Origin of the sequence: Herbaspirillum sp. DW155 (assembly GCF_037076565.1) — a bacterium.
In the GTDB taxonomy this organism is placed as follows: domain Bacteria; phylum Pseudomonadota; class Gammaproteobacteria; order Burkholderiales; family Burkholderiaceae_D; genus Herbaspirillum.
The window spans coordinates 3,146,853-3,166,372 of sequence record NZ_AP029028.1; the positions used below are offsets into that span (position 1 = coordinate 3,146,853).

At 65.0% G+C, this 19,520-nt stretch carries 22 protein-coding genes; 1 reads left to right on the forward strand and 21 read right to left on the reverse strand.

Going from position 1 to position 19,520, the window contains the following annotated elements; genetic code table 11:
- Positions 1 to 104: 104 nt before the first annotated feature.
- Genes AACH55_RS14385 through dctP form a run of 10 tightly spaced genes read right to left on the reverse strand, consistent with a single transcriptional unit; the run spans position 105 to position 9,299 of the window.
- Positions 105 to 1,049 (reverse strand): acyltransferase domain-containing protein, encoded by a 945-nt coding sequence (locus AACH55_RS14385; RefSeq protein ID WP_338715261.1) that lies wholly within the window; start codon positions 1,047 to 1,049, stop codon positions 105 to 107.
- Positions 1,046 to 1,993 (reverse strand): triphosphoribosyl-dephospho-CoA synthase MdcB, encoded by a 948-nt coding sequence (gene mdcB, locus AACH55_RS14390; protein ID WP_338715262.1) that lies wholly within the window; start codon positions 1,991 to 1,993, stop codon positions 1,046 to 1,048. The genes AACH55_RS14385 and mdcB overlap by 4 nt, the downstream gene beginning before the upstream one ends.
- Positions 1,981 to 2,703 (reverse strand): malonate decarboxylase holo-[acyl-carrier-protein] synthase, encoded by a 723-nt coding sequence (mdcG, locus tag AACH55_RS14395; RefSeq protein ID WP_338715263.1) that lies wholly within the window; start codon positions 2,701 to 2,703, stop codon positions 1,981 to 1,983. Before mdcG ends, mdcB begins: the two co-directional genes overlap by 13 nt.
- A gap of 2 nt (positions 2,704 to 2,705) precedes the next feature.
- Positions 2,706 to 3,446: a biotin-independent malonate decarboxylase subunit gamma gene (gene mdcE / locus AACH55_RS14400; RefSeq protein ID WP_338715264.1), complete on the reverse strand. Its 741-nt coding sequence runs from the start codon at positions 3,444 to 3,446 to the stop codon at positions 2,706 to 2,708.
- Positions 3,447 to 3,455: 9 nt separating this feature from the next.
- A complete protein-coding gene (locus AACH55_RS14405) occupies positions 3,456 to 4,352 on the reverse strand; it encodes a biotin-independent malonate decarboxylase subunit beta (protein WP_338715265.1) in 897 nt (298 codons plus the stop codon).
- Entirely contained in the window at positions 4,349 to 4,663 is a 315-nt protein-coding gene (gene mdcC, locus AACH55_RS14410; protein WP_008329571.1) for a malonate decarboxylase acyl carrier protein, read from the reverse strand. Before mdcC ends, AACH55_RS14405 begins: the two co-directional genes overlap by 4 nt.
- Positions 4,664 to 4,687: 24 nt before the next feature.
- Positions 4,688 to 6,355 (reverse strand): malonate decarboxylase subunit alpha, encoded by a 1,668-nt coding sequence (gene mdcA / locus AACH55_RS14415; protein WP_338715267.1) that lies wholly within the window; start codon positions 6,353 to 6,355, stop codon positions 4,688 to 4,690.
- Positions 6,356 to 7,705, reverse strand: coding sequence for a TRAP transporter large permease (locus tag AACH55_RS14420; RefSeq protein WP_338715268.1), 1,350 nt, complete (start codon positions 7,703 to 7,705; stop codon positions 6,356 to 6,358).
- A complete protein-coding gene (locus AACH55_RS14425) occupies positions 7,702 to 8,280 on the reverse strand; it encodes a TRAP transporter small permease subunit (protein ID WP_338715269.1) in 579 nt (192 codons plus the stop codon). The genes AACH55_RS14420 and AACH55_RS14425 overlap by 4 nt, the downstream gene beginning before the upstream one ends.
- Positions 8,277 to 9,299, reverse strand: a complete 1,023-nt coding sequence (gene dctP / locus AACH55_RS14430) for a TRAP transporter substrate-binding protein DctP (RefSeq protein ID WP_338715270.1) — start codon at positions 9,297 to 9,299, stop codon at positions 8,277 to 8,279. The genes AACH55_RS14425 and dctP overlap by 4 nt, the downstream gene beginning before the upstream one ends.
- Positions 9,300 to 9,442: 143 nt before the next feature.
- On the opposite strand from dctP, the gene AACH55_RS14435 reads away from it, so the two are divergent.
- On the forward strand, positions 9,443 to 10,111 hold the full coding sequence (locus tag AACH55_RS14435) for a GntR family transcriptional regulator (RefSeq protein ID WP_338715271.1): 669 nt from the start codon (positions 9,443 to 9,445) through the stop codon (positions 10,109 to 10,111).
- 25 nt (positions 10,112 to 10,136) lie between these two features.
- Here the strand turns inward: AACH55_RS14435 and AACH55_RS14440 are convergent, their stop codons facing one another.
- The 11 genes from AACH55_RS14440 to AACH55_RS14490 all read right to left on the reverse strand — a co-directional run bounded on the left by AACH55_RS14440 (position 10,137) and on the right by AACH55_RS14490 (position 19,477).
- Positions 10,137 to 11,036: a pseudouridine synthase gene (locus tag AACH55_RS14440; RefSeq protein ID WP_338715272.1), complete on the reverse strand. Its 900-nt coding sequence runs from the start codon at positions 11,034 to 11,036 to the stop codon at positions 10,137 to 10,139.
- Positions 11,033 to 12,370: a type II toxin-antitoxin system HipA family toxin gene (locus tag AACH55_RS14445; RefSeq protein ID WP_338715273.1), complete on the reverse strand. Its 1,338-nt coding sequence runs from the start codon at positions 12,368 to 12,370 to the stop codon at positions 11,033 to 11,035. Before AACH55_RS14445 ends, AACH55_RS14440 begins: the two co-directional genes overlap by 4 nt.
- Entirely contained in the window at positions 12,367 to 12,669 is a 303-nt protein-coding gene (locus AACH55_RS14450; protein WP_338715274.1) for a helix-turn-helix transcriptional regulator, read from the reverse strand. The genes AACH55_RS14445 and AACH55_RS14450 overlap by 4 nt, the downstream gene beginning before the upstream one ends.
- A gap of 209 nt (positions 12,670 to 12,878) precedes the next feature.
- Complete coding sequence (locus AACH55_RS14455; protein ID WP_338715275.1) at positions 12,879 to 13,064, reverse strand: YjfB family protein; 186 nt, start codon at positions 13,062 to 13,064, stop codon at positions 12,879 to 12,881.
- Positions 13,065 to 13,244: 180 nt separating this feature from the next.
- The gene (locus tag AACH55_RS14460) at positions 13,245 to 13,436 is read right to left on the reverse strand and encodes a hypothetical protein (RefSeq protein WP_338715276.1); all 192 of its coding nucleotides are present in this window, start codon (positions 13,434 to 13,436) and stop codon (positions 13,245 to 13,247) included.
- Positions 13,437 to 13,645: 209 nt separating this feature from the next.
- Positions 13,646 to 14,494, reverse strand: a complete 849-nt coding sequence (locus AACH55_RS14465) for an anti-sigma factor (RefSeq protein ID WP_338715277.1) — start codon at positions 14,492 to 14,494, stop codon at positions 13,646 to 13,648.
- The gene (locus tag AACH55_RS14470) at positions 14,491 to 15,048 is read right to left on the reverse strand and encodes an RNA polymerase sigma factor (RefSeq protein WP_338715278.1); all 558 of its coding nucleotides are present in this window, start codon (positions 15,046 to 15,048) and stop codon (positions 14,491 to 14,493) included. The genes AACH55_RS14465 and AACH55_RS14470 overlap by 4 nt, the downstream gene beginning before the upstream one ends.
- Positions 15,049 to 15,066: 18 nt before the next feature.
- Positions 15,067 to 15,438, reverse strand: a complete 372-nt coding sequence (locus tag AACH55_RS14475; protein ID WP_338715279.1) for a hypothetical protein — start codon at positions 15,436 to 15,438, stop codon at positions 15,067 to 15,069.
- Between the two features lie 102 nt (positions 15,439 to 15,540).
- The gene (locus AACH55_RS14480; protein WP_338715280.1) at positions 15,541 to 15,966 is read right to left on the reverse strand and encodes a group 1 truncated hemoglobin; all 426 of its coding nucleotides are present in this window, start codon (positions 15,964 to 15,966) and stop codon (positions 15,541 to 15,543) included.
- A gap of 31 nt (positions 15,967 to 15,997) precedes the next feature.
- Complete coding sequence (locus AACH55_RS14485; RefSeq protein WP_338715281.1) at positions 15,998 to 17,023, reverse strand: DUF3034 family protein; 1,026 nt, start codon at positions 17,021 to 17,023, stop codon at positions 15,998 to 16,000.
- A gap of 57 nt (positions 17,024 to 17,080) precedes the next feature.
- A complete protein-coding gene (locus tag AACH55_RS14490) occupies positions 17,081 to 19,477 on the reverse strand; it encodes an EAL domain-containing protein (RefSeq protein WP_338715282.1) in 2,397 nt (798 codons plus the stop codon).
- Positions 19,478 to 19,520 lie beyond the last annotated feature (43 nt).

Sequence of the window (19,520 nt, forward strand, 5' to 3'; positions counted from 1 at the left end):
GCTGTCAGCCTGATCCGACAGCAGCGCGGTGAGGGAGGAGGCATGGCTTCAAGATAGCACCGCCATCGGTGCGATGCCACCCGATGATGTGTGCAGCGCAGCGCTCAGTCCGCTTGCCGCTGCAGCCAGGCCAGGGCGCCGCGAAGGCTGCGGAAATCAGCCAGGGAACGACAGGCGATCTGCGGATGGCGCTCGCGCAGCATGCGCGAGAGCGCTGCGCCGGGGCCCAGTTCCAGCGCCACCGTGACGCCCCGTTCGGCGCAGTTGTCCATGCAGGCGGCCCACTGGATGGGTTCGACCAGCTGACGCACCAGCAGCGCCTTGGCCTGCACCGCATCGGTAATGGCCTGGCCGGTGACGCCGGCCAGCAGCGTCAGGCCGGGCGACTCCAGCGGACGCGCCGCCAGTTGTGCAGCAAACGGCGCCGTGGCCGCTTGCATCAGGGGGGTATGCGAGGCCAGCCCAACAGGCAAGGCAGAGGTACGGGCTCCCGATATCGCCAGTTCAGCCGCTGCCGCTTGCAGGGCGGCCTCGCCTCCGCCGGCGATGAGCGTATCCTCGCCCGTGATGATGGCCACATGGCCGCCGTGGCGGGCCAGGCAATCCCGGGCACGATCTGCCGGTACGCCGCCGATGGCCATCAATCCTTGCGCGGGCTGCGCGCTGGCGGCCTGCGTCATCGCTGCGGCGCGCTGCGCGGCCAGCGCCACGGTATCACGCGCCTCGATGACCCCGGCCACCGCATACGCGGACAATTCGCCCACGCTGTAACCCGCCACCAGCACGGGGGCACCTGCGATGGCAGTCAAGGGCTCGCGCAACGCCTCCCAGGCGGCGAGCTGGGCGGCCACGATCAGGGGCTGGGCGTTGTGGTTGGCGTAGAGCCGGGCGGAATCGGCCAGTACCGTTTCCAGAGGAGCTTGCAAGTGCGCCGGCAGATCAGATTGCGCCAGGAAGGCACTTGCCTGCGGTTCATCGCGCAGCAGGTCGAACATGCCCGCGTGCTGCGCGCCCTGCCCCGGACAAAGAATGGCCAGTCGCATGCTCATCCCCTGTCGTCCTCCAGCAAGCCAGCCTGATGCACCAGGCAAGCCGCTGCCAGCAGATCGGCCGCACCGCCCGGAGACAGGCGTCGGGCCACGAACTCGCGATGGCAGGCCAGCGCGTCGGCTTCCCAGTCTGCGCGCGCGGTGCCGCCCGCGGCCAGGAAGGCCGCGCTGCGTTCGCGCACCAGCGCCGCGCCCTCGGCGCCGCCGCGATGATAAACGTTGGTATCGCTGAGTTGCGCCATCAGCGCAAAGAGCGCGTCAATCCGGGCGTGATCATCATCGCGCCCGGCAGCGAGGGTAGCCTGCAATTGCGGCAGGGCCACATCGAATACCGACGGGAAGCCCAAGGCCCCCTCTTCCCGCGCCCCGCCCACGGCATGCTCGGCCGCCACGCGCTGGCCGTGACTGTGCTCGTCGCCGCCCGCTGCGGCGGCACTATGGCGCGCCAGCGCATCACCCCACTGGATCAGCAAGGTGGCGCGAATCGTGGCTGGCTGCAAGGGCAGGTGGCGGCCACGCGCATGGGCCATGGCCGCGCACAGCATGCCCAGCGCGAAGATGGCGCCACGATGGGTGTTGACGCCACCGGTGGCGCGCAACATGCGCTCTTCGGCCTGGATGGCCAGTTTCTTCAGGGTGTTGAAAGGAGCCGCGTCCAGTCCGGCTGCCGCGACCCGGAAAAAATAATGACGTAACGCGAACAGGCTGCGCAGGAAGGTCTGGGCCGTCATGTCCAGATGACTGCCATTGTCCACGCGCGACACCAGGCCCGGTTTGGGATAGAGCACCAGCTCCTGATAGAGGCTGCGCACCGCCAGGCGCGCCAGTTGGCGGCAGAACGCCAGGTTTTCGCGGGCGGCCCGGCGCTTGCGGGTGGGCTGGGTGGGTCGGGCGGGATGGATGGGCCGGGTCAGCGTATCCGGGTGCTGCATCAGGCGGCGCATGCGTGCTCCTGCGGCAGGCTGGCGCGTAAGGCGCCGATCCGCTCCAGCGCCACGCTGGTGGGCCGCTTGACCAGGACCTGGCCCTCGGGATGCGTGCCCAGCACGGCCACCTGCCGCCACTCTTTCCAGGACACCGCAGCCCCGCCAGGGAACAGGATTTCTCCATCCAGCGGCAGGAACATGGCCTGCCAGGCCAGCAGCCGTACACCGGCCTCCAGTTCGGCCTGGCTGCGCGGCGCAAAGAGCAGGTCGATGTCGGAACTGCTGCGCAGATAGGCTTGCGCCGTCACGGCCTGCCAGGCCAGCGAGCCGAACACGGCCAGCGCAATGCCGGCACGGTCCATGTGCTGCTGCAATTCGTCCAGCCCGGTCTGCCATGCCGAGGGCAGACCCGGCAGATGCGCCGCCGCAATATCGCGCAACAGGAACGGCGCACGGCTGGCCGCCACCTCCTGGGCCTGCACCCGCAGGGCGATGCGAGGCTTGTTGCCCTGCGCATCGGGCGGCAAGGCGATGCCGACGCAGATGTCCTCATCGCTGGCATCCACGTCGCGCCGGCGCACGATCAGCGGCCAGCGCATGCGCTGCCACTGCCGCAGCGTGGCCTGCTGGCGATCATCGGCGCTGCCGGCCAGCAGGCGTTCCCAGCCGCCCTCCTTCAGCCAGAGCAAATGATGGCGGGAAGCAGCAAGGGACGGCGCGGACTTCATGCTCATCCCTGCAAGGGCGTATCGTTGGCCACTGCGTCGATGACACGTTGCGCCCATTTGCGGCCGCCACGCGCCAGACCGGTGGCTGCGCGCGTGTCGGCGCTGCGGTCCTGCGCCAGCGCCTCGGCCAGGGACCGGGCCAGGTCGCCATTCCAGATCTCGGCGACGCCGCCCATGCGGTGATAATTTTCCGGTCCCGGCGCAAAGACCGGGTTGCTCTTGGCCAGCTCGGTCAGCCGTTCTTCCGGCACTTTGGTAATGCGTGCCATCGCCGGCAGGCCCATCACACGGATGGTGGCCGCAGGCAAGGCATAGCAGGCGTCAGCGATCAGACCACTGGTGATGAAGCCGCCCGACAGCGCCTGGTCATAGACCAGGCCGACCACGCGATGGCCCTGGCGGCGCGCCAGTTCCACGCACTTGCCCAGATGCGCCATGTAGCTGTTGATGCCCAGCATTTCATCGCGATGACGCAGGCGCTGGCCCTGGGTATCGACCAGGATCACGATGGGCCGGCCCGGATGTTCACGTACCGTCTGCAGGATCACGCTGGCCTGTGCCAGGGCAATCTCGATGCCGATGGGCGTGTGACCGGTGGTGCCGACCACGGTGACGGTATTGCCGTCGACCTGGGCCGTGCCGGAGAGGAAATGCTCCTGCTCGGTGATGGCATGGCCTTGCGGGAACAGGTCTTGCGCGAGCGCGCGCCAGTCGACCTGGATGGGGGTGACAGTTTGACTCATGGATTCCTCTCAAGCCTTGGACGCAATGCGCAGGCGCTCGGCCATGGCAGTGAAGGCGCCGGCTTCCAGCATCGGCACCGCTTCCGGCCGGGCGACGCCCAGCTCGGCCCAGATATCCATCGGATCCTCGGCATGGCCGAAGGTGGCGATGCGACGGCGCAGCATTTCCTGTTCGGCTTCCAGCGCGGCCAGGGTCAAGGGCACGTCGCCGGCCTGGGCCAGCGCGGCGATGGCGGCGGCGCGGAAAGCCTCGGTATCGTCGCTGACCAGTTGCTGGCAATCGCCGATCAGGTAGCGGTGCTTGCCGCCCGTGGTGCGCCACACCAGGGCGCGGTCGCGCGAATCGAATTCTTCCACGCCGTTGGCGGTCTCGATCACCTCGGGGCCGGACATGGCCAGCCGCCCTTCCTCGGACATGATGACCGTATTGGCGCAGCGCGCCACGATGCCCATGCCGCCGAAGCAGCCATTGGCGCCGCCCACCAGCACGATCACAGGGATACCGGCGGCGCGCGCCTCCAGCACCGCACGCATCACCTCGGAGACGGCGATGAGACCCGCGTTGGCTTCATGCAGCCGCACGCCGCCCGTTTCCAGCAGCAGGATCACGCCAGCCGCTTGCCGTGCAATGGCGCGCTTGAGCAGGCCGACCAGCTTGGCGCCGTGCACCTCGCCCACGGCCCCGCCCATGAAACCGCCCTCTTGCGCAGCGGCCATCACGGCACGCCCGCCCAGCAGGCCTTCACCGATGATGACGCCATCGTCGAAGGAGACCGGAGCGTCCAACTGGCCCAGGTGCGGGCTCACCACGCGCTGGGCCGGTGGCAGCAGTTCCTTGAAGCTGCCGGCGTCAAGAACCGCCAGGATGCGCTCGCGCGCCGTGGCTTCCAGATAGCTCGCACTCATGCGCCCTCCTCCACCATGGCTTCCACGGCCTGGTCCAGGCGCAGGCTGACCACGGCCGGCGTGGCCCCCATGTCGTTGATGGAGATGCGGGTATCGGCAAGTTGCCAGCGCTGCTGGAAGTCGGTCATCACCGCTTCCCAGATGGTGCCGAAGCCGCGCGCGGCGGTCTTGACTTCGATGGCGCAGGCGCCGTTGAGGGGCGCGTTCTCGATCAGCACTTCCAGATTGCCCGAGCTGACCACACCGACCAGTTCAGGCGCAGCCTTGAGACGGCGCTGGCCGTGCTCGAAGCGAAAAGTCAAAGTTTCCATAGTGTCGCTTTCGTTGCAGATGACTTACCAGTTGCGGAAGCGCTTGGGCGGGTTGTACAGCCCACCGGAAGCCCGCACCAGGTCTTTCATGTTCTTGGCCGCCAGCAGGTCGCGGGTGGCCATGCGCTTGTCGATGCCGAGGTCTTCGGCGCGGCGGATGATGCCGCGGTCGCGCAGGTTTTCCACCATGCGCTTGTCGCGGCCCATGCCCACGGCGGTGTAACCGGCCACGCCGCGGATGGCCTGCTCGCGCTCTTCCTCGGTACGGCACAGCAGCAGGTTGGCGATGCCTTCTTCGGTGAGGATGTGGGTGACGTCATCGCCGTAGATCATCACCGGAGGAATCGGCATCTTGGCCTGCTCGCCCAGCTGCCATGCGTCCAGCTTTTCGACGAAGGCCGGTTGCATGTGCTCGCGGAAGGTTTCCACCGTCTGCACCACCAGCTTCTGTCCACGCGGAATGGTATTGCGGCCGGCGCGCGCCTGCTGGCCCGCCTTGAGCCAGGCCTCGCTGGCATGGCGGCGGCCGCGTGCATCCGCGCCCATGTTGGGGGCACCGCCAAATCCGGCGATGCGGCCCAGGGTGGCCGTGGAGGAATTGCCCTGCAAGTCGATCTGCAGAGTCGAGCCGATGAACATATCGCAGCCATAGTGCCCGGCCGTCTGCGAGAAGGCGCGGTTGCTGCGCATGGAACCATCGGGACCGACGAAGAAGACATCGGGACGCGCGCGGATGTAATCTTCCATGCCCAGCTCGGAGCCGAAGGAGTGCACGGACTCCACAAACCCGGCCTCGATGGCGGGAATCAAGGCCGGATGCGGATTGAGCGCCCAGTGCTTGCAGATCTTGCCGCGCAGGCCCAGCGATTCGGCGTAGGTCGGCAGGATCAGCTCGATGGCGGCCGTATCGAAACCGATGCCGTGATTCAAGCGCTGCACGCCATATTCGGCATAGATGCCCTTGATGGCCATCATCGCCATGAGCACCTGGATCTCGGAAATCTGCGCCGGGTCACGTGTGAAGAGCGGTTCGATGTAATGCGGCGTGGGCGCCTTGATGGCGAAACTCACCCAGTCGGCCGGGATATCCACGCGCGGCAGCTCATCGACAATTTCGTTCACCTGGGCAATCACGATGCCGCTGGAGAAGGCCGTCGCTTCGGCAATGGCGGGCGTATCTTCCGTATTGGGGCCGGTATAGAGATTGCCGTGGCGGTCGGCCGCCTGCGCGGCCACCAGCGCCACGCGCGGGGTCAGGTCCACGAAGTAGCGGCCAAACAGTTCCAGATAGGTATGGATGGCGCCGATGTTGAGCTTGCCGGCCGAGGCCAGCTTGGCCAGGCGGCCGGCCTGCGGGCCGGAGAAGGAAAAGTCCAGCCGGTCGGCGATGCCCTTTTCGAACACGTCCAGATGTTCCGGCAAGGCCAGCACCGAGAACAGCATGTGCAGGCCATGGACCCGGGCCGGATCGAGCGCGGCCAGTCCCTTGGCCAGGAAATCGGCCTGCTTCTGGTTGTTGCCCTCGACACAGACCCGGTCGCCGTTTTCCAGCACCGCATAGAGCAGGTCGGCCAGCTTCTCCGCAGGCGCGATCTTGCCCTGCAACTGGCTACCCAATGCGGCGGTGGCGCGCGCCAGCCGCTGTTCACGGTTTGTCTGGCGCGCATTCCACACGCGTTCGCTACACCTCATTTACTTGGCTCCCATCAACAGGTCAGGCAATACGGTCGCGATGCCCGGGAACATGCACAAGAGCAGGACCGCGAGAAACATCAGCGCCAGGAAAGGAATCGTCCCCTTGATGACATCGCCCAGTGCGATATCGGGTGCGATGTTCTTGATGACAAACAGGTTCAGCCCCACCGGCGGGTGGATCAGGCCCATCTCCATGACCACGGTCATGACGATGCCGAACCAGATCAGGTCGAAACCGGCGGCTTTCAACGGCGGCAGGATGATGGGCGCGGTCATGAGGATGATCGACACCGGCGGCAGGAAGAAGCCCAGCACGATCACCATGCCCAGGATCACCGCCAGCAGCAGCCATTTCGACAGATGCAGATCGACCACCCACTGCGCCGCCGACTGGCTGATGTGCAGGTAGCTCATCACGTAGGAATACAGCAGCGACATGCCGATGATGAGCAGCAGCATTCCCGATTCCTTGATGGTGGAACTGAGGAAAGGCGCGATCTCTTTCGGCTTGTAGATGCGATACACCACCGCGATCAACACCAGCGCCAGCAGCGCACCCAGGCCGGCCGTCTCGGACGGCGTGGCGAGACCACCGTAGAGCGCCACCATCACGCCGATCAGCAGGATCAGGAAAGGCAGCACGCGCGGCAGCATTTCCACCTTCTGCGTCAGCGTGAAATGCTCGTCATCCAGATAGGCCGACTTGGCTCCACCGGCGGTGTAGACCGCATGCGCCAGCTTGTATTCCTTGCGCGCCCGGAAGACGGCATAGCCGGCAAACAGGATCACCAGCAGCACGCCTGGTCCGATACCGGCCAGGAACAGGCGGCCCAGCGATTGTTCGGCGGCCACGGCATAGAGAATCATGGTGATGGACGGCGGCAGCAGGATGCCCAGCGTGCCGCCGGCGGCGATGATGCCGGCGGCAAACCCGGGCGAGTAACCGCGACGGCGCATCTCCGGAATGCCCGCCGAACCGATGGCCGAGCAGGTCGCAGGAGAAGAACCTGCCATAGCCGCAAACAACGCGCAGGCAAACACGTTGGCGATGCCCAGGCCGCCCGGCACCTTGTTCAACCAGGCGTGGATGGCCGAATACAAGTCCTTGCCTGCAGGGGATTTGCCGATGGCCGCCCCCTTCAGGATGAACAGCGGAATGGAGAGAAGCGTGATGGAAGCGATTTCTTCATAAACGTTCTGCGTGATGGTATCCAGCGACGACTCCGGCATGAAGAAATACATGAAGCCAGTCGCCACCACGCCCAGCGCAAAAGCGATCGGCATGCCCGAACACATCACCAGGATGGTGACCACGCCATACAGGACTCCCAGGGTCAGCGGACTCATTGCGCACCTCCGGCTTGCGGGGCGGGAACGGTGCCGGTGATGCGCGCCAGCACTTGCACCAGCAGCTGCAGGGTGAGCATGGTCATGCCCAGGGCCATCAGGGAATAAGGAATCCACAAGGGCGGCGCAAACGTCGACGAGGTAGTCTGCCCTTCCACCCAGGCTTCATGGAACAGCGCCCACGACTTCCAGGTGAAGAAGGCGCAGAACAGGAAGGACAGCACATCCACGATGAACATGCGCACCTTGTTGGCCAGCGGCGAAAGCATGCCCGCCAGCGCCTCGATGCCGATGTGGCCGCGCAGCGACTGCACATAGGCCGAACACAGGAAGATCACGCCCACCAGCATGAAGACCGAGGCTTCATCCTGCCAGTCCGTAGGCTGATGGTAGAAGTAACGCACCACCACCGAATAGGTGAGGATGCAGGAGGTGACCAGCAAGGCGATCATTCCCAGGAACACGGCCACCCGATGGTAGCCCTGCAGGAAGGCCGCCAGCCACGCCACCGGGGCGCTGGCCGGCACCGCCGGACGCGCTGCCGCCGCGCCGGGCATCTCGAAGCCGTGGCTCATACGGTCTTCTCCGCCAGGGCCAGCAGCTTGGCGCAGCTGGCATTACGCCCGGCGAAGTCCTTCCAGGCGGTATTGCGGGCGATGTCCTGCCACTTCTTGACGACCTCGGCGTTCAGATCGACCACCTTGGCGCCGGCCTTCTGGTAGACCTGGGCCACGGCAATGTCATCGGCCTGGGCGGCCTTGGTGGCGAACTGCTCCATCTCGGCGCCAACCGCCATGATGATGGCCTGCTGATCCTTGGGCAGGCGCTCGAAGACGGCCTTGGACATCATCAGCGGCTCGAACATGTACCAGTAGGCTTTGTCGCGCCCGGTGGTGAGCGCCTTGGCCACTTCTTCCAGACGGAAGGACATGAAGGACGTCGAGGAAGTCATCGCCGCATCCATGGCGCCGGTCTGCATGGCCGCATAGATTTCATTGGAGGGCAGCGTCACCACGGCGGCGCCCGCTTCCTTCAGGATCAGGTCCATCTCACGCGAACCGCCGCGCACCTTCATGCCCTTGACGTCGGATGGATCGACGATGGGCTTGCTGCGCGAGGCCACCCCACCCGCCTGCCAGATCCAGCTGATGATGACCACGCCCTTCTCGCCCAGCACGCGGGCCAATTCCTTGCCCACTTCGGCATTCTTCCAGGCCGCACCCTGCTGGTAGGAGGTCACCAGGCCGGGCATGAGGCCGATATTGGTTTCGGGGACTTCGCCGCCGGCATAGTTCAGCGGCACCAGCGACATGTCCAGCGCGCCCTTGCGCAGGGCCGAGAACTGGGCATTGGTCTTCATCAGGGACGAGCCGGGATAGATCTCGAACTTCAAGGCACCTTTGGTCTTTTCGTTCACCTGCTGGGCGAACATGCGTACCAGCCGGTCGCGGAAGTCGCCTTCGGTCAGGGTGCCACCGGGGAACTGGTGAGAAATCTTCAGACTGGCCGTTTGCGCCCATGCGGCGGGCAGGGCGGCGGCAAGCGGTGCGGCGGCTAAGGTGCCAAGGAAGTGGCGGCGGGTCAATGCGGTCATGCTGGTATCTCCTCCAGGAATTGATGGAACTACTGTGTTTTTATGCTCTCATCGTGTATACAATTTCAGGCGAAACGCATACATTGTCAAGCATAAATCCACTGGAAGCCGCTCCCTTTACATTGCTTGCTTAAAAAATCATCATGGACACGCCAAAGACCCGTTCCGAAACCCTGCGCGAATCGATCGAAGAATTGATCGCCGTCGGCAAGCTGGCGCCCGGCCAGCATCTGGATGAAACTTCGCTGGCCGAGGAATTCGGTGTTTCGCGCACGCCCATTCGGGAGGCGCTGATCCAGCTGGCCTCGATGGGCATCGTCGAGATGCGCCCGCGCCGGGGCGCCATCGTGGCCGACATCGGCCCGCAGCAGTTGATCGAGATGTTTGAAGTGATGGCCGAATTCGAGGCCATGTGCGGCCGCCTGGCCGCGCGCCGCATGACGCCGGCCGAGCATGCCCAGCTGCTGGCGGCACACGAGGCCTGCCAGGCCGCGCGCGATGCCAGTGACCCGGATGCTTATTTCTATCTGAATGAGGCCTTCCACGACCACATCTACGCCGGCAGCCACAACGGTTTCCTGGCCGAGCAGGCGCGCGCCCTGCACCGCCGCCTGCGGCCCTACCGGCGCCTGCAGTTGCGGGTGCGGGATCGCCTCAGGATGTCCTTTGACGAACACCAGGCCGTGGTCGATGCCATCATTGCCGGCGATCCCGAGCGTACCGTGGAGCTGCTACGCCAGCACATCATGATCCAGGGGCAGCGCTTTGCCGACCTGGTGGCGTCCCTGCATCAGCTCAGGTCGGCCGCATGAGGCGCGGCCAGCGGATGCCAGCGGATTACAGGCTGCGCTGGCTGACGAAATGACGCTCGCTGCCGTCCAGCGGATCAATGAAGAACAGCGAACGCGCCAGCAGTTTGAGGGGGTTGTCCAGATCATCGGCCACGCCCACGGGCACGGCGTGCGGGTAGAACAGATCGTTGAGGATAGGGATGCCCAATGAGGCCATGTGCACCCGCAACTGGTGACGCCGCCCGGTGACCGGCTCCAGCTGGTAGAGGCCCAGTTCTCCGCGCCGCTCCAGCAGGGAAATATGGGTTTCGGAATTAGGCGTACCTTCGGCCTCGTGCATCTTGAAGAACTGTTCAGGAATCTCTTCGATCCGGCTGCGGTGCACCCGTGGCAACTCAAGCTCCGGGCGCAGCGGGGCAATCGCTTCATATACCTTGAACATCGCCCGTTGCTGAAACATCGACTGATACTTGCCCCGGCTGGCCGGCTGATGCGAAAAGACGATCACCCCGGCCGTCTCGCGGTCCAGCCGGTGGATCGGCACCAGGTCCTGCAGGCCAGTGGCCTTCTTCAGGCGCACCAGCAAAGTTTCCTGCACGAAGCGGCCGGTCGGGATCACCGGCAGGAAATGCGGCTTGTCGGCCACCAGCAGGTGATCGTCGAGATGCAGGATCTTTTCTTCCACGGGGATGCGTTCTTCACCCTGGGGCAATTCGCGGTAATAGAAAATGCAATCCCCGCTGCGATAGGGCGACTCCGGACGCAACTGTTCACCTTGCTGATTGCGCACCTCTCCGCGCAGAAGGCGCTCGCGCCAGATCGCTTCGGGCACTGCCGTAAAACGTTCAGCCAGGAAGGACAGCATGTCGCGCCACGGCCCCGGTTGCAGCCAGAGGTAGCTGGGCGAGAGTCCCTCGCGCATGGGCAGGGTCGGTGTGGGTCTCATGCACCCTCCCCCTTCGCCGGTTTCCTGCGCGCAGCGCGGCGGCGCCAGGCGGCCACGCTGGCATTGGCATCCAGGTGCGCCAGCAGCTTGCCGCGCTGGGCGTCGGTGAAGGGCAGCCTGTCGATCAGGCCCGGCCACAGGGTCATGGCGCGTTCCACGGTCTCCACCAGCACCGCCTGCAGACGGGGTTCGGGCAGACGCCACAGGTTGGCGAGCTGGCGCAGGATGGCCGGGGTCAGCAATTGCTTGCCCTTCTGGCCGGGCATGAAGGCCAGCGCATGGCCGTCGCCGCCCACATAGGCGGCATAGGCCACGATGTCATAGGCCGGCGACAGCGCGGCCTGCTGCGGGGTGTGATAGAGCAGGCTGAAGTTCTTCAGATGCGCGTCGAAATTTCCGAGCAGTTCGTTGACCTTGATCCGGCGCAGCAATTCATAAACATCTTCCGCACCGCGCGTACTGCGCTCCAGCAAGACCACGCCGATGGCGGCATAGGTGCCGACGTACTTGGCCGCCGGCGTGGTGCCGGTGACCTGGGCGAAATCTTCCATATGCAGACGGCCGGTGGGCGTAGGGGCATCGCGGTCGAAGCGCTGCACCAGCAGGAAACGGCTGGCGTCATTGCGCAGGCCGAACGGCAGGTGCTCGGCAATGGCCGAGAGCGGTTCCAGACTGAAGCGGCAGGTCTGCACGCCGGCCGCCGCTGCCAGGGTGAGCGAAGCGAACTCCACTTGCGGCATGTTGGGATAATCGGTGGCCGGCAGCTTGGCGATGAAGTGGCTACCCTGGCTGTCCTTGGAGCGCATCACGTAGCGACCGCCGCTCTCCCTGACCAGGGCCAGCTTGGGCTGCACGCCCGAAAGCGATTCCCCGCCCGGCACCGGCAACTGGCCGGAGCTCATTTCGTAGCTGTCGTGCCCCTGCCCCAGCAAGCGGCCCAGTCCGCGTTCATCCAGCTCTTCGGCCAGGGCCGAGACATCGCCGGGCAGGTCGCGTCCGCAATAGGCCAGGAGGCCGAATTCATCATCCGGCGCCAACCCGGCGCGCTGTACCAGGTGCTTGCGCAACTGGCCTTCCGGTAGCAGGTTCTGGAAGAAAGGCGGCAAGCCACCCCGGCCATCGCCCCGATTGGCGGCCAGCGTGGGATCGAGCAACTGGGCGCGGGTGCGCTCTTCGGTGGAGGCCAGATAGAGCTGGGAGAGGACCGGACGATCCGCCCCCTGCAAGGCATAGGCGTCATCGAAACGGAAATAGCAGCGGCCATCGTCCAGCGCGAACAGGGAGCCGACCTCGACACGGCCCAGGCGGATGCGCAGGGATCGCAGCATGCTCATGCCTTGCCTCCTTCGCCCATGAGCGCTTCCAGGCGCGCGCCCAGTTCGGTCTGGCTGCCATTGCCTTGTGCCTCGGCCGCACGCAGCGGAGCCGCTTGCCGTGGCAGCAGCAGCAGGTCCAGTTCCAGCGTCTCACACAACGCCAGCAGCTTGACCAGCTCGATATTGCCGCGCCCCGTTTCCAGGGCCAGCAAGGTATTGCGATGCATGCCGGCGCGCTCGGCCAGGGTGATGGCCGTCATCCCGCGCGCCTTGCGGGCGCTGCGGATGCGCTGGCCGATGTCTTGCAGACTGGTCATGAGAAGATCCAATTAAATGGCACTTTTTATATAAGACCATTTTATTGAACATTCGGCTGAATGCAAGACCAATTAATTGTACTTTATGATTTTAGACCAATTAATTGGTACTTTTGATTCAAAAAAGGAACGCGAAGCAGGTTCAGGGTGAAAAGGGAATAAAAAAATCGCAGCCCCGGGGGACTGCGATTTCAAGACTGCCAGCGTATTCAGGCGGTGGTATTGACGTTGCGCCCGATGTTCGGGTTGGCCGGCAACGGCAGTGCCTGCAGCAAGCCAGCTGCTGTGGCAGCCTGGCTATCGAGCGCCTTCTTCAGCATCAGCACGTTGACTGAATCGGAAGTCTGCGCCGCGGCCATGCTGGTGGCCAATGATGCGATTTGAGTGACATCCATGAAGCTCTCCTTTTGAGGGATACCGGGAAACAGGATGCGTTGGCCGGTGCTTTCATTACGGCACTGGATGCCATTTCTTTACATCAATCAAGAAAATTCTTCGAGACACGATCAAACAGCCTGCCCCTCGGCTCGGTCACGACATCGATATCCATGTCAGCCCTGGCACCAGTGCCACATCTAGGCGATGGTATTGATGATGCGACCAATATTCACATTGGCCGGCAAACGCGCCACGGATTTGGCTGCGTCTACCACCTCCCCCACCGCCGCCTGGGCCACCTTGCCCACGTCCACGCCCACGGACTGCGCCGCCTTGTCGGCCAACCAGGCCGTTGCCACACCGCTGGCGATCGTTGCCAACTCCACCATATGAACCTCCCTGTCTGAAGAACGACCGGACCACCGCGGCAGCCTGATCGCGCATATTTACCCGTTCACCACAACATGACTGATCGGTCTTTACGTCATGTGCAAATGTGTTGGCGACAAGCATGCTCCCATCTTGATGGTTATTGCCTGTTCCTTACCCGCTTTTTCATGTGTAAACGCGCCGCGCGCTCAGGCTGGCGCTGCGCAGCTCAACGCGTCGGTGCGGGAGGAAGAGAGGCCAGCTGCTCATAGACCGAGCTGGCAATACGGGAGAGTTCGGCGCGGGGGATGCTGCCGGACAGGGCATACCCGAACTGACCATCGATCCAGTAGAAGACGTTGACCCTGCCCTCCTGGGCAAAACGGAAGCCGGTCTCACGGTTCTGCACCTGATCATGGGAGACATACAAGGTCAGCCGCTGGCCGGCCGCATCCTGGTACATGAACTGCGCGACCGGGCCGCTCTGGCCCGGCAGCAGACGGCCGCCGATCAGGTCATAGCCCAAGGGCGCGAGTTTGGGCGCACGCACGTTGGCCCCAAGCCGCCTGGAAAGCCAGGTCACCAGCGCCTGTTCCTGGTCGGCGCCGACTTCCACCGGACGCCGCATGTCGGCGCTGAAAACGGTATGCGCCACGGCTGCCTGGCGCGCCAGCATGACCGGCGCGGCGGCCAGCGTGTTGCGGGAGCGGCTGCCCGCCACCAGATCGTGGGCCATCCAGCCGCCCGCAGCGCCAGCCAGCGTCAGCAGCAGCATGGCGGCGTGACGCCACCAGGCCGGGCTGTTGGCCGCCGCTCGCGGCCGGGCTTGATCGCGGCGCTGATGGGACTGCCCGTCACCGGCCAGCACGGCTGCCGCCAGGCGTGGCGGCAGGGGTTCTTCCAGCACCGGATCGTAATACGCGTGCAAGGCCCGGTTCTGGGCTCGCCAGCCGCGTACACGCTGCGAGTGCGCCGCGTCCTGCTCCAGCCAGGCGGCGATCTCGGTGGCGCGCGCCGGCGGCAACCGGCCGTCGGCATAGGCATGCAGATCTTCTTCTGAAATTGCCGGGATCTTCATTTCACCACCTTCAGGGTCGAGCCGGCCTCGCTGCGCCCGCCAGGCCCCTCCATCCATTGGCGCAGCCGCTCGCGGGCGCGCGACAGGCGCGACATCACGGTGCCGGTGGGAATGCCCAGCGTGGCGGCGACTTCTTCATATCGCATTTCTTCCAGCACTACCAGCAGCAGCACTTCGCGCTGTTCGGCCGGCAACAGTTGCAGGGCTGCTTCCAGATCCAGCACCAGCGCGTGCTCGGCCGCTGGTGCGGGCGCTGCCGCATCGGCCGCCTGCTCCAGCTCCACCGTGACCAGCGCCGGCTGGCGCCGCTGGTCGGCATGCAGGTTGTGCATGATGGCGAAGAGCCAGGGTCGCATGTCGCTGCCGCGCTTCCAGCTGTCCAGTTTTTGCCAGGCGCGTTCCAGGGTGTCCTGCACCAGGTCGTCGGCACTGTCGCGCCCGCCAGTCAGGGCGCGGGCGTAGCGGCGCAGGCGCGGCAGGCAGGCGAGCATGGCTTGCTCGTCGGCCTGCCGTTCCCGTTGCTGCCGCTGCAGCCTGGCGGTGCGTCCGAACATGGCGTGCCCTGGGTCCGGTCAGGGCTTGACGATGTGCCAGATGTCCTTGAAGTTGTCGCCCGTGCGGTCACCCGGTTTCTTGTCGGCTTCGTACAGGTACAGCGGCTTGCCCTGGTAGGCCAGTTGGGCACTGCCATCGTCGCGGGTCACGGTGGAATACGGCGCTGCCGGCACGCCCATGGGCGCCACCGGCGGCCACAGCTTGGCGCAGGGACCATTGCAGACGCTCTTGCCGCTGTTGGCGGTGTCCTTGTCGAAGGTGTAGACGGTCATGCCGTTGGCGTCGACCAGGATGCCATCCATGGTCTTGACGCCGGCGCTCTGCGCCGAGGCGGTGAAAGAAACCGAAGCGCAGGCCAAGGCCAGCAGGGAGGTTGCGAGCAGTCTCATGGTATTTCCTTTTCTCGTGGTCGGGTCGTGCGGTATGCCAACCCATGCCGACGTATACGGAAAGCGGACCTGCTTTATTCCCGCCCCCGGAAAATATTTTTGCTAACGGGTCACGGTCTCGCGCTGCATGGGTGCCAGCAGCGCCAGCAGGCGGTTTTGCGTGCGCGAGGCAATGCCGTTCTTGTCCATGGCCAACTGCAGATCCTCGACCAGGGCGTTGAAATCAGCATTGGTCAGCTTCAGGCCCTGATGCACTTCGCGCATCGGATCGCCCGTATAGACGCAACCGCCGCCGCTAAGCTGGCAGAACTGCTCGACCAGCTTTTGCTGGACGCGCTTGAGGTTGGAATTGTCGAAAGTATGGCGGATACGGGCGTCGGCCAGCATGGTATCCATGAAGTCCTGCACCACCCGCTCGATCACGGGCAAACCGCCGAGCGCACGGAACAGGCTGTCGTCAGGGGCCGTCTGTGCCCGCGCCAGACCCAATGTGCCGGTCAGGATCAGGGCGGTGATTATGTGCTTCATCCTGAAGTGGTTCATCGCTGCTTCCTCACATTCAGAAACCGGCTTGCAGCGACAGATAGACGCCACGCTGCGGTTTGGGGTTGTAGATGGTGATGTCGCCCAGCGCCACGTAGGCCAGGGTCACCGACAGGTTCTTGCCGGGGAACCAGGCCAGGAAGGCATCGTAATAATCCTTTTCACGATCGGCGGAAAGATTGCGCGGCTTCATGCGGTATTCCACGCCCAGCGCCAGCTTGCGATTGATGAGATAAGCCAGCGAGAATTCCCCCATGGCCTGGTAGCGGTCATTGAGATCGCCGCCAAAGCCCAGCAGCCCCATCTGGTTGGCCTTGGTCAGCCGCAGCGTGCCATTGAGCAGCAGGCTCTGCGCCAGCAGGATCTTGGTCGCCGACAGGTAATAGTCGATGCCGGCATCGCTGGCCGCGCCCAGTTGCTTCACGCTGGTCACGCTGCCCAGCCCGCCGATGCCGTTGTTGTGCTTGAACATGGCACCGGCAGCCAGTTGCGGCAGCCAGCGGTCCTGGTCGTAGACGGCATCGCCGGCCAGCTTGACCTTGATGCCCACGATGTCCTGGGTGATCTTGAGATCGGCCAGCGGCGCCAGGCTGCCGTAGAACTCCTGCCTGGCCAGCGACAATTCCACCCGGTCTCTCAGGCCCACGGCCACACCGTAGGATCTGAGCGTGTAGTCCTGCGTGGCCAGGTAGGTGGCGTGGGCGTTGGCACCATAGCTGTCGCGGCTGCCGTAGCCGGTGATGAGTGCCCAGGGCGTCAAGCCCCCGCCCCCGGCACCTTCGACCTGGATGACGCCGCCAGTGGCGATGAGCTTGCCGAGGTCGGGCATCCAGCGTGTGTTGTCCGGCGTAGTGTGCGCCGTATTGTCCGACGTGGCAGCCGGCTCGCCTGCCGCCGCAGCCGAGGCGCGCATGGCCTGTGCCGCCTTGCGTTGCCGGGCCTGCAGCCAGGCATCACGCTCGGCGTCGTTCATCTGCGCCATTACCGGCATGGCCAGCGTGCCCAGCAGCAAAAATGCCGCGTTTTTGGTCAATTTCTTCATGCTCCCCCTGCACCCCTCTCGTTCATCCTTTGCTGGCGCGGCCCCCTGCGCCATTATTCATATCGCGATATTTTCGGACTGATCCAGCACTTGCGGCGCACGCCATCGGGGCAGCCACTCCATGAAGCGTTCAACCGGCATCGGCTTGCCCATGAAATAGCCCTGCCCCTGGTCGCAACCCATCTGACGCAGCAGGAACCAGACCTCCTCGCTTTCCACGCCTTCGGCCACCACCCGCAGGCCCAGGTTGTGACCCAGGTCCACGGTGGAGCGCACGATCTTGGCGTCATCCTGGTCCTGCGCCATCTTCATGACGAAGGACTTGTCGATCTTCAGTTCATCCACCGGCAGGCGCTTGAGATAGGCCAGCGAGGAATAGCCGGTGCCGAAGTCGTCGATGCTCAGCGCAAAGCCCATGGCCGCGAGACGGTCCAGGGTGCTCTGAGCACGCGCCGGGTCATCCATGATGGCGCTTTCGGTAATTTCCAGGCAGAGCGCGGAAGGCGTCAGGCGATGACGTTCGAGGATGGCGCCAAAGGCGGCCGGCAGTTCCGGGTCGAGCAGGTCGCGGGTGGACAGGTTGACCGAGAACTTCAGGAACACGCCCTGCGCGCGCAGCTCGGCCGACAGGCGAGCTACTTTTTCCATCATCCAGAGCGTCAGCATGCGGACGAAGCCGGTGGTCTCGGCGAAGGGAATGAAATTGTCCGGCCCGATGAAGCCCTTTTCAGGATGCACCCAGCGCACCAGCGCCTCGCCGCCCACCACCGCACCGCTGGCCAGGTCCAGCTTGGGTTGCAGGTAGAGCATGAATTCGTCGCGTTCCAGCGCACGGCGCAGCTCAGACAGTAGCGACAGGTTTTCCTGGCTGCTCTGGTCGATGGCGGGGTCATAGACCACCACGCCGCTGCCCTTGCGCTTGGCGGCATACATGGCGACCTCGACCCGGCTGAGCAGCACCTCGCTGCTCTGGCCGTGGACCGGATATCCGGCCACGCCGATACCGGCGCCCAGGTCCACGGTCTGCTCCTGCAGCGACAGCGGTTGCTCCAGCGCACGCAGGATGTGGGCGGCCTGATCCAGTGCCCCATCGAGATCGACATCCGGCAGCAGAATGGCAAACTCATCGCCACCGAGGCGCGCCAGCTTGGCCCCCGGATGCTGCAATTGGGCCGACAGACGCGCAGCCACCTGGCGCAGCAGCGCGTCGCCGAAACTGTGGCCCAGCACGTCATTGACGTGCTGGAAGCGATCCAGGTCCAGCATCAGGATGTGACAACTGCTGCCCGGCCGCACCTGGGCCTGGCCGATGGCCTCGCGCAGCAGATCGGCAAACTGTACCCGGTTGGGCAGGCCGGTAAGCTGGTCCTGATAAGCCAGGCGGCTGATCTTGAGTTCGCGGCTGGCGATTTCCGAACGCATGGTTTCGAAGGCCGCACCCAGGCGGCCGATTTCATCCTGGCGGCGGATGTAGGGGCCTTCGCTGTAATCGCCCTCGCCCAGCCGCTTGGCCACCGTGGCCAGCTCGCGCAAGGGGCTGGTGATGCGACGCGCCATCACGGCGCTGGCCACGGCCGCGCCCAGCACCCCCAGCACCGTGATGCTGAGCAGGATCAATTGCAGGCGCTGGTAAGGCGCCACCGCCTCGCTGACCGAACGCTGCAGCACGGCCACCGCTTCCTGGCCGTTGCTGGCGCGCGCCAGCGGCAGCACGCGGGCACGATACTGGTTGCCCTCGATCTGCACATCGGTAGCGCCGGCCTGGCCCATCTGCCGGCTGCTGGCTTCCCTGGCCATCATCCTGGCCTGGGCGTCGGGCAAGGTCGAGACGTCGGCCGACCAGCCCGCGCTGCCGCGCTGGCGTACCAGGACGGAGACCTGCAATTGCGACAGCGCGCGCATGTCGTTGACCAGATCGCGGTCCACCGGGAAGCCCATCACCACCCAGGCGATGGTGACCGGTGCCTTGACCGGCACGGCCACGATCTGGAACAGGCGGTCACCGACCACGGCGCTGTCGGCGGCCCCATTGCCATTCCCGTTGCCGGCGCGGCGCACCAGCTCCAGGCTGCTGCGCTGCAGATCGGTATCGGGATAGTCGAGGGTGGAAGCGTGGAGGAGCCCGTCGGTGCCCACCAGCATGCCGATGGAAGCGCCGATGCGCGCACCGTGATTGGCCAGCGCCGAGGCGATGGTGGCGCGGTCATCGGTGCCGATGGCCTGGCGGAAGCCGAAATCCGAGGCCAGCAGGCGCGCGCCCTGGGTCAGCTTCTGGGCGTTCTGGTCCAGCAGGCGCGTAAAGACGCGCTCGCCGATGACCAGCTCCTCGCTGATGGCGCTGCGGGCATTGCGATCGATGGCGGTTCGGATCGCCACGAAGCCGGCCAGCTGCACCACCACGATGAGGATGATGAACAGCGCGACAATCTTGCTTTCCAGACGGTAAAGACGCACCCCTGCCCCGTTTCCTGTAGTGATGTCAATCGGTCCCCGGCCG

What these genes read in the sequence shown, in the direction of transcription:
- AACH55_RS14470 (WP_338715278.1), bottom strand. Translation starts at nt 15,048, where the DNA reads ATGTTCGGACGCACCGCCAGGCTGCAGCGGCAGCAACGGGAACGGCAG.
- AACH55_RS14460 (WP_338715276.1), bottom strand. Translation starts at nt 13,436, where the DNA reads ATGGTGGAGTTGGCAACGATCGCCAGCGGTGTGGCAACGGCCTGGTTG.
- AACH55_RS14485 (WP_338715281.1), bottom strand. Translation starts at nt 17,023, where the DNA reads ATGAAGAAATTGACCAAAAACGCGGCATTTTTGCTGCTGGGCACGCTG.
- mdcG (WP_338715263.1), bottom strand. Translation starts at nt 2,703, where the DNA reads ATGAAGTCCGCGCCGTCCCTTGCTGCTTCCCGCCATCATTTGCTCTGG.
- dctP (WP_338715270.1), bottom strand. Translation starts at nt 9,299, where the DNA reads ATGACCGCATTGACCCGCCGCCACTTCCTTGGCACCTTAGCCGCCGCA.
- AACH55_RS14435 (WP_338715271.1), top strand. Translation starts at nt 9,443, where the DNA reads ATGGACACGCCAAAGACCCGTTCCGAAACCCTGCGCGAATCGATCGAA.
- AACH55_RS14445 (WP_338715273.1), bottom strand. Translation starts at nt 12,370, where the DNA reads ATGAGCATGCTGCGATCCCTGCGCATCCGCCTGGGCCGTGTCGAGGTC.
- AACH55_RS14450 (WP_338715274.1), bottom strand. Translation starts at nt 12,669, where the DNA reads ATGACCAGTCTGCAAGACATCGGCCAGCGCATCCGCAGCGCCCGCAAG.
- AACH55_RS14405 (WP_338715265.1), bottom strand. Translation starts at nt 4,352, where the DNA reads ATGAGTGCGAGCTATCTGGAAGCCACGGCGCGCGAGCGCATCCTGGCG.
- mdcC (WP_008329571.1), bottom strand. Translation starts at nt 4,663, where the DNA reads ATGGAAACTTTGACTTTTCGCTTCGAGCACGGCCAGCGCCGTCTCAAG.
- AACH55_RS14455 (WP_338715275.1), bottom strand. Translation starts at nt 13,064, where the DNA reads ATGGATGTCACTCAAATCGCATCATTGGCCACCAGCATGGCCGCGGCG.
- AACH55_RS14425 (WP_338715269.1), bottom strand. Translation starts at nt 8,280, where the DNA reads ATGAGCCACGGCTTCGAGATGCCCGGCGCGGCGGCAGCGCGTCCGGCG.
- mdcA (WP_338715267.1), bottom strand. Translation starts at nt 6,355, where the DNA reads ATGAGGTGTAGCGAACGCGTGTGGAATGCGCGCCAGACAAACCGTGAA.
- AACH55_RS14420 (WP_338715268.1), bottom strand. Translation starts at nt 7,705, where the DNA reads ATGAGTCCGCTGACCCTGGGAGTCCTGTATGGCGTGGTCACCATCCTG.
- mdcE (WP_338715264.1), bottom strand. Translation starts at nt 3,446, where the DNA reads ATGAGTCAAACTGTCACCCCCATCCAGGTCGACTGGCGCGCGCTCGCG.
- AACH55_RS14465 (WP_338715277.1), bottom strand. Translation starts at nt 14,494, where the DNA reads ATGAAGATCCCGGCAATTTCAGAAGAAGATCTGCATGCCTATGCCGAC.
- AACH55_RS14440 (WP_338715272.1), bottom strand. Translation starts at nt 11,036, where the DNA reads ATGAGACCCACACCGACCCTGCCCATGCGCGAGGGACTCTCGCCCAGC.
- AACH55_RS14385 (WP_338715261.1), bottom strand. Translation starts at nt 1,049, where the DNA reads ATGAGCATGCGACTGGCCATTCTTTGTCCGGGGCAGGGCGCGCAGCAC.
- mdcB (WP_338715262.1), bottom strand. Translation starts at nt 1,993, where the DNA reads ATGCGCCGCCTGATGCAGCACCCGGATACGCTGACCCGGCCCATCCAT.
- AACH55_RS14480 (WP_338715280.1), bottom strand. Translation starts at nt 15,966, where the DNA reads ATGAAGCACATAATCACCGCCCTGATCCTGACCGGCACATTGGGTCTG.
- AACH55_RS14475 (WP_338715279.1), bottom strand. Translation starts at nt 15,438, where the DNA reads ATGAGACTGCTCGCAACCTCCCTGCTGGCCTTGGCCTGCGCTTCGGTT.